This is a genomic window from Methylocaldum sp., from assembly GCF_039794385.1.
Classification (GTDB): Bacteria; Pseudomonadota; Gammaproteobacteria; order Methylococcales; family Methylococcaceae; genus Methylocaldum.
The window spans coordinates 1-12,499 of sequence record NZ_JBDIVO010000114.1 but is presented as its reverse complement, the minus strand read 5'-3'; the positions used below and the strand labels follow the sequence as shown (position 1 = coordinate 12,499).

11 protein-coding genes and 2 pseudogenes are annotated in these 12,499 nt (G+C 58.6%); 10 read left to right on the top strand and 3 right to left on the bottom strand.

Annotated elements, in window-relative coordinates:
* Together ABJK70_RS11690 and ABJK70_RS11685 are read right to left on the bottom strand one after the other, a co-directional pair.
* Positions 1–714, bottom strand: a pseudogene (locus ABJK70_RS11690) (IS256 family transposase); the annotation flags it as partial.
* Between the two features lie 96 nt (positions 715–810).
* A complete protein-coding gene (locus tag ABJK70_RS11685) occupies positions 811–1,026 on the bottom strand; it encodes a hypothetical protein (protein WP_156881071.1) in 216 nt (71 codons plus the stop codon).
* Between the two features lie 233 nt (positions 1,027–1,259).
* Between ABJK70_RS11685 and ABJK70_RS11680 the strand changes: the two genes are divergently transcribed.
* The 9 genes and pseudogenes from ABJK70_RS11680 to der all read left to right on the top strand — a co-directional run bounded on the left by ABJK70_RS11680 (position 1,260) and on the right by der (position 9,235).
* Positions 1,260–1,682, top strand: coding sequence for a hypothetical protein (locus ABJK70_RS11680; protein WP_347258074.1), 423 nt, complete (start codon positions 1,260–1,262; stop codon positions 1,680–1,682).
* Between the two features lie 323 nt (positions 1,683–2,005).
* Positions 2,006–2,107 (top strand): annotated as a pseudogene (locus tag ABJK70_RS11675) (iron-sulfur cluster assembly protein IscA); the annotation flags it as partial.
* Positions 2,108–2,323: 216 nt separating this feature from the next.
* Entirely contained in the window at positions 2,324–2,755 is a 432-nt protein-coding gene (ndk, locus tag ABJK70_RS11670) for a nucleoside-diphosphate kinase (RefSeq protein WP_077731515.1), read from the top strand.
* Positions 2,730–3,830 carry a 23S rRNA (adenine(2503)-C(2))-methyltransferase RlmN gene (gene rlmN / locus ABJK70_RS11665; RefSeq protein ID WP_086134937.1) on the top strand — a complete coding sequence of 367 codons (1,101 nt, stop codon included), beginning with the start codon at positions 2,730–2,732 and terminating at the stop codon, positions 3,828–3,830. The genes ndk and rlmN overlap by 26 nt, the downstream gene beginning before the upstream one ends.
* Positions 3,827–4,597: a type IV pilus biogenesis/stability protein PilW gene (pilW, locus tag ABJK70_RS11660; RefSeq protein ID WP_077731513.1), complete on the top strand. Its 771-nt coding sequence runs from the start codon at positions 3,827–3,829 to the stop codon at positions 4,595–4,597. Before rlmN ends, pilW begins: the two co-directional genes overlap by 4 nt.
* A 40-nt stretch (positions 4,598–4,637) precedes the next feature.
* On the top strand, positions 4,638–5,906 hold the full coding sequence (hisS, locus tag ABJK70_RS11655) for a histidine--tRNA ligase (RefSeq protein ID WP_086134936.1): 1,269 nt from the start codon (positions 4,638–4,640) through the stop codon (positions 5,904–5,906).
* Between the two features lie 27 nt (positions 5,907–5,933).
* Complete coding sequence (locus ABJK70_RS11650; RefSeq protein ID WP_156881118.1) at positions 5,934–6,569, top strand: tetratricopeptide repeat protein; 636 nt, start codon at positions 5,934–5,936, stop codon at positions 6,567–6,569.
* Positions 6,569–7,840, top strand: a complete 1,272-nt coding sequence (gene bamB / locus ABJK70_RS11645) for an outer membrane protein assembly factor BamB (RefSeq protein WP_347258073.1) — start codon at positions 6,569–6,571, stop codon at positions 7,838–7,840. Before ABJK70_RS11650 ends, bamB begins: the two co-directional genes overlap by 1 nt.
* Positions 7,841–7,843: 3 nt before the next feature.
* Entirely contained in the window at positions 7,844–9,235 is a 1,392-nt protein-coding gene (gene der, locus ABJK70_RS11640; RefSeq protein ID WP_347258072.1) for a ribosome biogenesis GTPase Der, read from the top strand.
* Positions 9,236–9,461: 226 nt separating this feature from the next.
* Here the strand turns inward: der and ABJK70_RS11635 are convergent, their stop codons facing one another.
* The gene (locus ABJK70_RS11635) at positions 9,462–11,966 is read right to left on the bottom strand and encodes an AMP-binding protein (protein ID WP_347258071.1); all 2,505 of its coding nucleotides are present in this window, start codon (positions 11,964–11,966) and stop codon (positions 9,462–9,464) included.
* A gap of 328 nt (positions 11,967–12,294) precedes the next feature.
* On the opposite strand from ABJK70_RS11635, the gene ABJK70_RS11630 reads away from it, so the two are divergent.
* A partial coding sequence (locus ABJK70_RS11630) for an antitoxin Xre-like helix-turn-helix domain-containing protein (RefSeq protein ID WP_347258070.1) occupies positions 12,295–12,499 on the top strand: 205 nt, incomplete at its 3' end.

Genomic DNA, 12,499 nt, shown 5'->3' with positions numbered 1-12,499 from the left:
TTTTTCAACTCGGTGAAGACGGCCAGCCAGAACTTGGCGCCTTCCGTGTCCGCAATCCACAGGCCCAGCAACTCCTTTTCGCCCTGCAGATTGACGCCCAAGGCCAGATATACCGCCTTGTTCTTGACCGGTCCCGCTTCGCGCGATTTGACGATCAGGGCATCGAAATACAGGATCGGGTAGACCGAGGCCAAGGGCCGGCTCTGCCATGCCTTCACGTCCGCCAACACCGATTCGGTGACGTTGGAAGGGTCGCGACTAAAGCGACCGTTTGCGATTGGAGATGAGCGTCGGCGAGACTTCCACGCCATACAGTTCTTCCAGATGGCCCTGAATATCACGGGTCGACAATCCCCGGGCATAGAGGGCCAGAACCTTCTCATCAAATCCTTCGAGCCGGCGTTGGCGCTTGGAAACCAGTTGCGGCTCGAAGTCTCCGTTGCGATCGCGCGGGACCTCAATCGCCAAGGACCCGGTTTCGGTCTGAATTGTTTTCACAGACTTGCCGTTGCGGGAGTTGCCACTGCCGCGCCCTTCCAGGGCATGCGGCGCATACCCCAAAGGGGCCGTCATTTCGGCTTCCAACGCTCGTTCCACCAGACGCTGGGTCAGCTGTTTGAGCAAGCCGTGTTCCCCCAGAATGTCTTTCGGATTCGTATAGCCTTTGAGCAATTCGTCCAATAAGGCATCTTGTTTGGTTGTGTTACTGGTCATCTCTTATTTTCCTTTTTGTCAGATTATATAAACCAGTTACACAGTTCTTTTTACACCCTCGCGAGACCCGTTAGCCATCAGGCACCGCAGGGTCATCTACTGCACTGGTGCCCAAAAACGCCCGCTGTCGCGGGCGTTTTCATTCCGTCCTTGTTTAGCCGTTTCGATCAACTCGATATCCTTGCGCAGCAGACTGTTGATTAATTCCGATAAGGCGATTCCCTTGGAATCGGCGCGGGCGGATAGGTAGTTTTGGACTTCCTCGTCCAGCTTGCGTAGGGCGGAATAGGGTACTCCCGTATTCCGCCGCATGAATTCGGCCTCTATTCGGCGCAATACGCGAGTACGCTATTGCGCCCTACCGCGCTTTGGGCAGACCTAACGACTAAAGGGCAATGGGCTAATCATGTTAGGGATTATAGCGCTGATTATGGTCTTGGAATTCCTCTGTTATATGAGCGTGGTAAGGGCTTGACCAATGTCAATAGACTTTACAGTGGTGCAGGTGTCATAAAATCGTTCAAATAACCACCCCTTATAAAGCAATGGCGGTAAAGAAAGGTTTATTTTTCATAGTCCTGGGCCTAAAAACACGATATGGCCCGTGGTGGCTCGGCAGAAAGAAACTTTTCTATTATTTACCGCCATCGCTTGCCCAGCTAAAGGCGTTAGCCAAAGCGCGTAACGATATTGCTCTCAAGGAAAGTGACACAGGCAGCAGGGCGGAGAAAGGCACTTTAGTATTTGACCCTATGGGGGATATTCCAGGAAAACTATTTTTATCAAAAAGTCATTTGATGACAAAGAATTCCGACGAGAAGACTTTAAAATGGATGATTGAAATTGCCACGCAACTCGGCGGACGCGTTAAAGATAACCGAAATAGGACTTATCGCTCCTGTGACGATTACTATGTTGATCCCGCGGATGAAGAGGCGGCAAGGCACAATGCAAGTCTGAGCAGTTAAAGGGTGATCGTTAAATTAGATTTTTATCCAGAGCCATATGATGCGCTGAACGAGCGAAGGGGTCAGACTTTGGTTATTTGCTTTTAATTTTGAATCAGTCCACCTCCCTGCGGGAAGCAGCGACGCGTATCGCGCCGGGGGGCGTCGGTGAATCTCTGAAAGCGGGTTATGCTCTGCTAACCCACCCGCGCCGTTGATACTCCGTTGGCGCGGTCATGGAAGTCAAACAACGAAAGCCTGCGCCCTTCTCCTGTCGATTTGGGAATGATAATGATAAGTTTCCAGGGTGGCCGGAGTTCTGGCCCGGCGAGTTGAGTCTTCAACTTCGGGTGGATTATCGCCGGGAGGGGATCAACGGAGCGTTTCGCTTCGACAATCCCGACGTCAAGGCGACCTGCGGTTGCGGGGAAGGTTTCGCGGTCTAAAGGCCGGCTTCAATCTGCCGTGCGACGCCATGATGCTGCTCATGGCGTTTGAAAACGGGTTCAAGGGCCGGTATTTCTTATCATCGGCTCAATTTTCCAGTAAAATCCCAATGTTTTATCTGCCCGTATCTGGGCGGCGAACGTTTTTCCGAAAGCCGAGAACGCTCGGTTTTCATTCACTACACAACACCGGCGAATCCGAATCAAGGAGATCCAATGGCGGTCGAACGCACCTTGTCCATCATCAAACCCGACGCTGTAGCCAAGAACGTGATCGGCGAAATTTACAGCCGCTTCGAGAAAGCGGGGCTCAAAATCGTCGCGGCTAAAATGCTGCATCTTTCCCGCGAGCAAGCGGAGGGATTTTATGCGGTCCACAAGGCAAGGCCGTTCTTCAACGATCTGGTAAATTTCATGATCACCGGTCCCGTGATGGTGCAGGTCCTGGAAGGTGAGAACGCCATCGCCAAGAACCGCGAAATCATGGGCGCCACGAATCCCAAGGAAGCCGCACCCGGCACCATCCGTGCCGATTTTGCCGTCAGCATCGACGAAAACGCGGTGCATGGTTCCGACGGACCGGATACGGCGGCACAGGAAATCGCATTTTTCTTCAAAGAGAATGAGCTCTGCCCCCGCACCCGTTAATTCCGGCGAAAAGCTGAATCTCCTCGGCCTAGACCGGAAGGCGATGGAAGCCTTCTTCGTCGAGATCGGGGAAAAACCTTTTCGTGCGACGCAGTTGCTGCAATGGATACATCAGCGCGGCGTCGCCGATTTCTCGGCGATGACCAATTTGAGCAAGTCGCTGCGGACGCGGCTGGCCGAACGTTGCGAAATCCGCGTGCCGGAGATCGCCTATGCGCAGAAATCCTCGGACGGCACCTGCAAATGGTTGCTGCAACTGGATGACCAAAACCGCATCGAGACCGTCTTCATTCCCGAAGACGGGCGCGGCACCTTGTGCGTATCGTCCCAAGTGGGTTGCGCTCTGGAATGCTCGTTCTGTTCCACGGCGCGGCAGGGGTTCAATCGCAACCTGAGCGCCGCCGAGATCATCAGCCAGCTCTGGGTGGCGCGGCGCGAACTCGGTGAAGGCCGGGTGACCAACGTGGTCCTCATGGGCATGGGCGAGCCGCTCCTCAACTTCAACAATGTTGTCGCCGCCACCAGCCTGATGCTGGACGATTTCGCCTACGGGCTCTCCAAGCGCCGGGTGACGCTCAGCACCTCAGGCATCGTTCCGGCTCTGGACAGGCTGGCCGAAGTGTCCGATATCGCGCTCGCCGTCTCCCTGCACGCGCCGGACGACGAATTGCGCAACGAATTGGTGCCGATCAACCGCAAGTACCCGATCAAGGAGCTTCTGGCAGCCTGCAAGCGCTATGTCGGGCGGGAAAATCGCCGCAAAGTGACCTTCGAATACGTGATGCTCGACGGCATCAACGATACGCCCGCGCACGCCAGGGCCTTGATTCGCCTCTTGAGTCACGTGCCATCCAAGGTCAACCTGATTCCGTTCAACCCGTTTCCGGGTTCCAATTACCGGTGCTCCGGTCCGGAAACCATACGCCGGTTCAGCGACATGCTGCACGCCGCCGGATTGATCGCCACGACCCGCAAAACCCGCGGCGACGACATCGACGCGGCCTGCGGCCAGCTGGTGGGGCGGGTGAACGACCGGACGCGCAGGCACCACCGCTTACAGGTTGTACAGTCATGAAATTCCGGGTTTTGATCGGTCCGATAGTGTGTGTGGCGCTCGCGGCCTGTGGATCGTCGAAGACGCACAATACCCGTCCTAACGATCCCTACGGCTCGCTCAGCCAATCCGACATTTATGTTCGAAAGGGCATCCAATACATGGAAGCGGGCAACTACGAGGTGGCCCTACAGGATCTGACCAAGGCCGCCGAACTGGACGGACGAAACAGCGAGGCCTACAACGCGCTGGCGGTGCTCTATCAGCGGCTGGATCAGCCGGCCGACGCCGAGCGCGAGTTCAAGAAGGCCTTGTCGGCGAATTCCGAAAACTTCGGCGTCCGCAACAACTACGGCCGGTTTTTGTGCGGGCAGGGCCGGTACGCCGAAGCCATGAGCCAGTTCCGGGAAGTCATCGGTTCGAAGCTCTATAACTCGCCCTGGATCGCGCTCACCAATGCCGGGATTTGCGCCCGGTCGGCAGGTCAAAATGGGGAAGCCGAGCAGTATCTGCGTCAGGCGCTGGAATACGATCCCCGCTTTGCGCCGGCGTTGATCGAGATGGCCGAGCTGAGCCGCGAAACCGGTCAGGGCATGTCTGCGCGCGCGTTTTTGGAGCGCTATCACGCCGTGGCGGAACCGGATCCGAGATCGCTTTGGATCGGCGTCGAGACCGAAGCCGGTCTCGGCAATTTCCATGCAGCCAGAGACTATGCGAAAACCCTGCGGTCGAAATTTCCAAATACCAAGGAAGCCGTGCAGGCCAAGCGCTACATTTCGGTAGACTGACTCCCGCTTCTTAAATAACCCCACGACAACCCTTTCGACTATGGAAAAGATTCAGGCGATTCGCGGCATGCACGACATACTGCCCGATCGCACGCCGCGCTGGCAGCATGTCGAGTCGGTGGTGCGCCGTGTCATGGCGAGCTACGGCTATGAGGAAATCCGTCTGCCGTTGGTGGAAAGGACCGAACTGTTCAAGCGCTCGATCGGCGAAGTCACCGATATCGTCGAGAAAGAAATGTATACCTTCGAGGATCGCAACGGCGATTCCCTGACGCTGCGTCCGGAAGGTACCGCTGGCTGCCTGCGGGCGTGCATGGAGCACGGCCTGCTGCACAATCAGATCAACCGGCTGTGGTATGCGGGACCCATGTTCCGCCACGAGCGTCCGCAGAAGGGCCGCTATCGCCAGTTCCACCAAGTGGGTGTCGAGGCTTACGGCATGGCGAGCCCCGACATCGATGCCGAGCTGATTTTGCTGAGCTCCAGGCTGTGGCGGGAACTCGGCATCGCGCACAAGCTCGAACTGCAAATCAATACCCTGGGAACGGCCGAAGAGCGGCACGGTTATCGCGCCAAGCTGGTGGACTTCTTCCGTACGCACTATGGGAAGCTCGACGAAGACAGCCAGAGGCGCCTGGAATCCAATCCCTTGCGCATTCTGGACAGCAAGAATCCGGATATGCGCGAGCTGATCCAGGCGGCGCCGGTTTTAACGGACGAACTGGGCGAGGAATCCAAAACACATTTCCAGCGATTGAGGGAGCTTCTCCACGAAGCCGGTATTGCTTATTCCGTGAATCCCACGCTGGTGCGCGGCCTCGATTATTATTGCCGCACCGTTTTCGAGTGGGTCACCCACGAACTGGGCGCTCAGGGGACGGTTTGCGCCGGCGGACGTTACGACGGCCTGATCGAACAATTGGGCGGAAAAGGTTCCGCCGCAACCGGATTCGCTCTCGGCATGGAGCGCCTGATCGAGCTACTGGAATCCCCGGAAAAACTGGATGCCGCGGCGCTGCCCCATGCTTATCTGATCCGCGTGGGCGAACACGCCGAACGCAAGGGCGCCGTGCTGGCCGAGGCTTTGCGCGATGCCCTGCCGAACTTGAGGCTGGTGGTGAATTGCGGCGGCGGCAGTTTCAAGAGCCAATTCAAACGGGCGGACAAAAGCGGCGCAATACTGGCGCTGATCATGGGTGAAGATGAGGCGCGAGATCAGCTGATCGGCATCAAATACTTACGCACCGAGGCCGGCCAGACGACCCTTTCGCAATCCGAGCTGATCCCCTTTTTGCAAGCACTCATTTAACGCGACGAGGTTCGAGTGGAAACGTATTTGACAGAAGAAGAGCGCTTAGAAGCGCTCCAGCGGTGGTGGAAAGAAAATCGGCAATCGCTGATTCTCGGTGTTCTTCTGGGCGTCGCGCTCATCATCGGCTGGAACATGTGGCAGGGCAATGTGCGCAGCCAAAACGAGCAGGCCTCCAATCTTTATCTGCAAATGCTGAAGGCGTCGGAAACCAAGCAAACGGAACCCGCGATCAAATTGGGCGAGCGGGTCATCGCCACGTACCCGTCGAGCGCCTATGCCGATTACGCCCGGTTGCTGCTCGCCAAGCTCAAGGTCGATTCCAATGATTTGCCTGGCGCGAAGGCCGTTCTGGAAGAGACGCTTGCAAAAACCAAGGACGAAAACTTCAAGCATATCGCAAGGCTCCGTCTCGCCCAGGTGATGCTGGCTTCGGGAGAAACCGGTCCGGCACTGAGCCTTTTGGAGCCGTTGACCGCGGAACAGATGGGCAAGTTTGCGGGTCTTTACCAAGAGCTCAAAGGCGATCTGTACGCGGCCGCCAACCGGCCCGACGAAGCCCGTAGAGCTTACGAAGCCGCGAAAGAATTCGGCGAAGCTTCCCCGCTGCTGGAGCTGAAGCTTAACGATCTACCGGCCGCGCCGAAACCAGCCGGGTCCTGATGCGCCGTTTTCTGGTCTTGTTTTTGTGCGGTCTGCTGCTGACCGGCTGTAGTGCGCTTGGTCCACTGAAAGAAGCAGCCTCCGGTATAGGAGAGTACTTCGGAGCTTCGGATAATGCCGACCCGCCCGCGGAGCTCAAAGATTTCGAGCCCGCGGTCAAGATGACGGTGCTTTGGGATGTCGATATCGGCAAAGGTTATGCCGAGCAATATGTGAACCTGGTTCCCGCCGTCACCGAAGACAAGATTTTCGCGGCCGACCGCAAGGGCGAAGTTCAGGCGCGCAGCCGTCTCAACGGCGACAAGCTGTGGTCCGTGGATATTGAGCTGGCCGTTTCCGCCGGACCCGTGGCGGGTGAGGGCAAGCTCATACTCGGCACCAGCAACGCCGAGATCGTGGCGCTGAATGACGGCGACGGTTCGGTGCTTTGGAAAACCAACGTGTCCAGCGAGATTCTCGCCTTGCCGCGCGTCGAAGGCGACACGGTGGTGATACGGAGCAGCGACGGGCGCATTACCGCGCTCGACGAAAATACCGGTGGGACGCGCTGGTATCATGACCGGACGATACCGGCACTTTCGATTCGCAGCCGTGGTTCGCCGACAATCGCAGACGATTTCGTGCTGGACGGTTATGGCAGCGGCAAGCTGATTGCCCTGAATTTGACTGACGGCAAACCGGAATGGGAGGCGACGATTGCGTTGCCCCACGGTCGCTCCGAAATAGAGCGTTTGGTCGATATGGATTCCGATCCGATCGTGAAAGGAGACACCATCTACGTGACGGGTTATCAAGGCGGCGTGGCCGCCGTATCGTTAAAAGACGGCGACGTGCTCTGGCGCCAGGCCGAACTATCTTCTTACACCGGCATGGCGGCGGCCCGCCGCTCGCTGTTCGTAACCGACGCCAGCAGCGATGTTTGGCAATTGGACGTGCGCAACGGCGCCGATCTGTGGAAACAGGACGAGTTGCACTTCCGGCGTTTGACGGCTCCCGCTTTGGTCAAGGACTATGTCGTGGTAGGTGATTTCGAGGGCTATCTCCATCTGCTTTCCCAGGAGGATGGCAGCTTGGTGGGCCGGGTCAGGGTGGACAAGAGCCCAATCGCGGCGACGCCAGTCGTGTTCGACGACGTCATCTACGTTTATACCAGCGGCGGCACCTTGGCCGCCATCGCGGTGGAAGGGTCATCCGGGAACTCCCCGGATGACCGTTTGCGATTGGAAGGGTCATCCGGGAACTCCCCGGATGACCGTTTGCGATTGGAGTAGTTTATGTTGCCCGTGGTCGCCCTGGTGGGCCGCCCTAATGTAGGCAAGTCCACCCTATTCAATTATCTGACCCGGACCCGCGACGCGCTCGTGGCGGATTTCCCTGGCTTGACCCGAGACCGGCAATACGGCCGGGTAAGGCGCGGTCAAAAGGACTATTTCGTGGTCGACACCGGCGGTATCGTCGAGACCGAACTCGGCATCGACGAACAGGCCATGCGCCAGGTTAGTTATGCGCTGGAGGAAGCGGACCTGATCCTGCTGCTGGTCGACGCCCGCCACGGCCTCAATGCCGGCGACGAAGCCATTGCCGAACGCTTGCGCAAGACCGGAAAGCCCGTTCTTCTGGTGGTGAACAAGATCGACCGGGCGGATTTGGCGGTCGTTGCGGGCGAGTTCTACGCTCTCGGCCTCGGTGAGCCCCACCCCATCTCGGCGTCCCATGCGATCGGAATCGATACGCTGCTGGACGAGCTGGAAGCCAAGTTGCCGGCTCCGGAAGAGCCGGAAATGACTGAAGAATCGCCCGGCATTCGCATCGCCGTGGTGGGGCGTCCCAATGTCGGCAAATCGACCTTGGTGAATCGCATTCTGGGAGAGGAGCGGGTAGTCGTCTACGATCAGCCCGGAACGACGCGGGACAGCGTCTACATTCCCTTCGAGCGTCACGGCAAAGCCTATACCCTGATCGATACCGCCGGCATCCGCCGCCGCGGGCGGGTCTCGGAAACCATCGAAAAGTTCAGCGTCATCAAGGCCCTGCAAGCGATCGAAACGGCCCACGTGGTGATTTTCCTGATCGATGCCCGCGAGGGCGTGACCGATCAGGACGCCAATCTCCTGGGCATGGTTCTGGAAATCGGCCGCGGGCTCATCATCGGCCTGAACAAGTGGGATGGGCTCAGTCCGGACCAGAAAGACAACGTGCGGCGCCAGATCGATTTGAAACTGCCGTTCCTTGATTTCGCGGAAAAGCATTACATCTCCGCCCTGCACGGCACGGGTGTCGGCAATCTGCTGGATACGGTGGAATCCATTTACGAGGCTTCGACGCGGGATTTGTCCGCTTCGCGGCTAACCAAAATCCTTCAGGACGCCCTGGTCGCGCACCAACCGCCCTTGGTCCGCGGCCGGCGCATCAAGCTCAAATACGCCCATCAGGGCGGCCAGAATCCGCCGGTCATCGTGATCCACGGCAATCAAACGGAAGAAGTGCCGGGGGCGTACAAACGCTACCTGATCAACGTCTTCCGGGATACCTTGGACATACAGGGAACGCCGATCAAGCTCGAGTTCCGGAGCAGCGAGAATCCGTTCAAGGGCAAACGCAACATTCTTTCCGCCCGCCAGGTTCGAAAGCGTCGGCGCCTGATCAGGCACAAGAAAAAGACCTGACAGTCTTCGGATAGAGCATTTTTGGTCTGCGGTAGCGCCCGCTCGCAAACGGTTGCTTTATTCGCGACCCTTTCCGCGATCCAGCGGGTTTGTCGGCAAGGGATTGCCGACTTACGGGCCTGGGCCGTCTGGTAGGTCGGGAATCCTTTCCCGACATCTTGGTTTGGGTCAAACGATGTCGGGGACAAGGACTCATCGCCGGGAGCCGGTGCCGGAAACGTTGCGCTTATTCCGGCCTACGACGAGCTGATTCGCGGTTTTCCCGATCTTCAAGTAAATGTCGCAGATGCGATTCGATACTCGCAGTCGCGTCGGCGTATTCCTGTCCTGCCAAATTCAAGGGCTTTCCGAAGCGGACGCTCACTTGATCCCGCCTCTTCGGCACGAGGGTGTCGGGAGGGAGGATTTTCTCGGTGCCTTGAATGACGAGCGGTACGACGGGGACGCCCATTTCGACGGCGACCACGCCGGTGCCGCCCTTCAAATCGAGCAGCGGCCGTTCGGACCGATTCAGCCCTCCCTCGGGGAAAATCAGAACGTTCCAGCCGTCGTCGAGCATGCGGCCGATATAATCGAGCCCCGGCCGGATGTTTTCGTGGGTTCCGGTGGGAAACGGGAAGGCATTGAACGCGAGTTCCGCCAGCGGCGCGAACCAAGGGTATTTGCCGTAGAGAACCTCGGTGCCGGCCGCGATGCCGAGGCGCGAGCGAATAACTTCTGGAATCGTCCAGGTCGCGATGACCGGATCGAGAAAACTGCGGTGATTCGCCATGAACAGCACCGGCCCCTGAAGATTCGTCAGGTTTTCCTCGCCGCTTACGCGCAAGCGGCAGAAGATCGAAAGCCACCAGCGGAAGACAACCTGATTTACCGCGGGCCGCAATCGGCCGGCCCAAGCCGAGTTCGACCAGCGTGGATAACGCCCCAACTGGGGCATTCGTCCCTTTTGGCCTTGCACAAGCGCGTCCAAATCGGCGACCGTGAGTTCCGGCGTGATCTGCATTTCCTCGATATAAACCCCGAATTCGTCCTCGATCCGCGAGACCAGCTCGATTCGCAGCAGAGAATCCAGGTTCAGGTCGGCTACGATCCGCGTCGAATCGTCGATTTCTCCGATCTCCGTTTGCGTCACCTCGACCAAGAGCCGCTTGAGCGGCGTGATCCGCCCGCCTTGAGACGGCCGGCCGGCCGGTTCGCTGCCGAGTCTTTTGATGACTTCCTCTTTTTTTACCTTGCGCGTGACCGAACGCGGGAAATCGGGCTCGGGCCAAACAGACCAGCTCGTGATTTGCTGGTGCGGCGCCAAATGCCGGTTGGCTTCGGCCACGGCGCCGGCGGCTCGGTTCGGCTCACAGAGCAGCGAGGCATGAACGACGGTCCGGCCGTTCCTCGGCAAGCCCACTACGGCGCTGTCGATGACGCCGGGAACCCGGCTCAGTTCGGCTTCCAGATCCTCGGGAAAGACGTTTTCGCCGCTCGGCCCCAGGATCATGTATTTCTTGCGTCCGAAGACGTACAGGAATCCGTCCTCGTCGAAGCGTCCGGCATCGTCGGTCTTGAACCAGCCGTGGTCCAGAACGGCCTCGGTGCGTTGGGCATCCCGATAGTACCCCTGCATCACGATCGGGCCTCGGACCAGGATTTCGCCGTCCGGAGCCAGCCTGACCTCGACCCCGTCCAGAGGCTTTCCGACCGATCCCGCGCGATGGGCGGCGGAGGTGTTGGTACTGACGACCGGGCTCGTCTCGGTGAGTCCGTAGCCCTGCAAGACCTCGAAGCCCAGGTTCCACCATTTGTCCTCGATCGTCGGATCGAGCGGAGCGCCGCCGCAAACGATGGTCCGGAGTGTCCGGGAGATGCGGGAACGGATGCGGTCGCGCAGCGCGCGCCGGAGGAAACCGGGGATTCGGCCCAGCCGGCTTTCCAGGCGATCCATCATGGTCTTGAGCACTTCGGGCACCACGACCAGATGAGTCGCCGGCGTGTAGGTCAATGCTTCCCGAATGGCGCGGGTCGTCGGGGCGGCGATATAGGTGACCGAGCATCCGCTGTACAGCGAGCACAGGAGGCTCGTCATTTGACCGAACACGTGAAACAAGGGGAGCAAGGTGAGGATATGATCGTCGGGCGTCAAGGGCACCGCTTTCATCACGGCGTCGAGATCGGCCAGGAGATTTCCGTGAGAGAGCATGACGCCTTTCGGATCGCCGGTCGTCCCCGAGGTGTAGATGATTTCGGCGAGCCCGCCGGAGTTCTCGAAGACGGCTTTGTCCCGCATGGCCGCGGCTTCGTTCGCCGAGTAGGACGAGTCGGCCGTCGGCAAGCACGGCACGGCCTCGTCGGGCCAGGCGAGCGAGGGGGATAGCAGGGCCAGCTTAGGCTCGGCGGATTTGCTGATCCGGTCGATCTGATCCGGAGTGCTTTTCGGATTCAGAGGCACCACCACGCCGCCGCGGGCCAGGATGGCGAAGAAGGCCGCAACCCAGTGTGGCGAATTTTCCGCGCAGAGAGCGACCCGATCGCCCGTTCCGATGCCGTGTGCGGCCAGCGTTTGTGCCAATCCGAACACGCGCTCGCCGAGCATGTCGTAACTCCAGCGAATGGTGCGGTATCTTGGCCTATAGCGAACGGCTTCCCGAGATCCGTGACGCCGGGTTTGCCGTTCGAAGAACGCGGCTAGCGAGTCATCGGGATGCCGGCTTTCTTGAGCTAGGAGGGTGTTTTTCTTCATGTCGGTTTGGGGCGGTCGGTCTTTTTCACGTCCTCGTCGGCTGGATCGCGACTTCGAAACTCATCAAGCGCTTTCGTATAGGTTTGACCACACCTTCCGGCCGATTACGCACGCTTCAACCTTCGGAATGGAGAGCCGAGCTTAGGATTGTCCGCCAACCGAGTATTTTTCGCATCGAGAAAGTGGGGCAGGAGTGGTGGATTGACGAAATAACCGTTTCGATAGATCTGGTGTGCATCCGGCTGTTAACGGATATTCACACGTTGTGTTTTGTGATAGGTTTATTCAGTAGAATAAACCTGTTGGCAAGCAAGCGAGGAAAGACCCCATGACACACCCAGCTTCAGCCCCCGCCACAGACCGCTCGCGCGTCCTCACCGGAGCAGTGATCGAGGCCGCTCGCCGTCTGGGATTGGGGCCCAGCGATCTGAAAAGCATTATCGGCGCCAGCCAACCGACCGCGTCCCGGCTGTTGAACGGCCGATACGCTCTTCCGGAAGGCGGCAAACCCTGGGAGCTGGCCGCCCATTTCG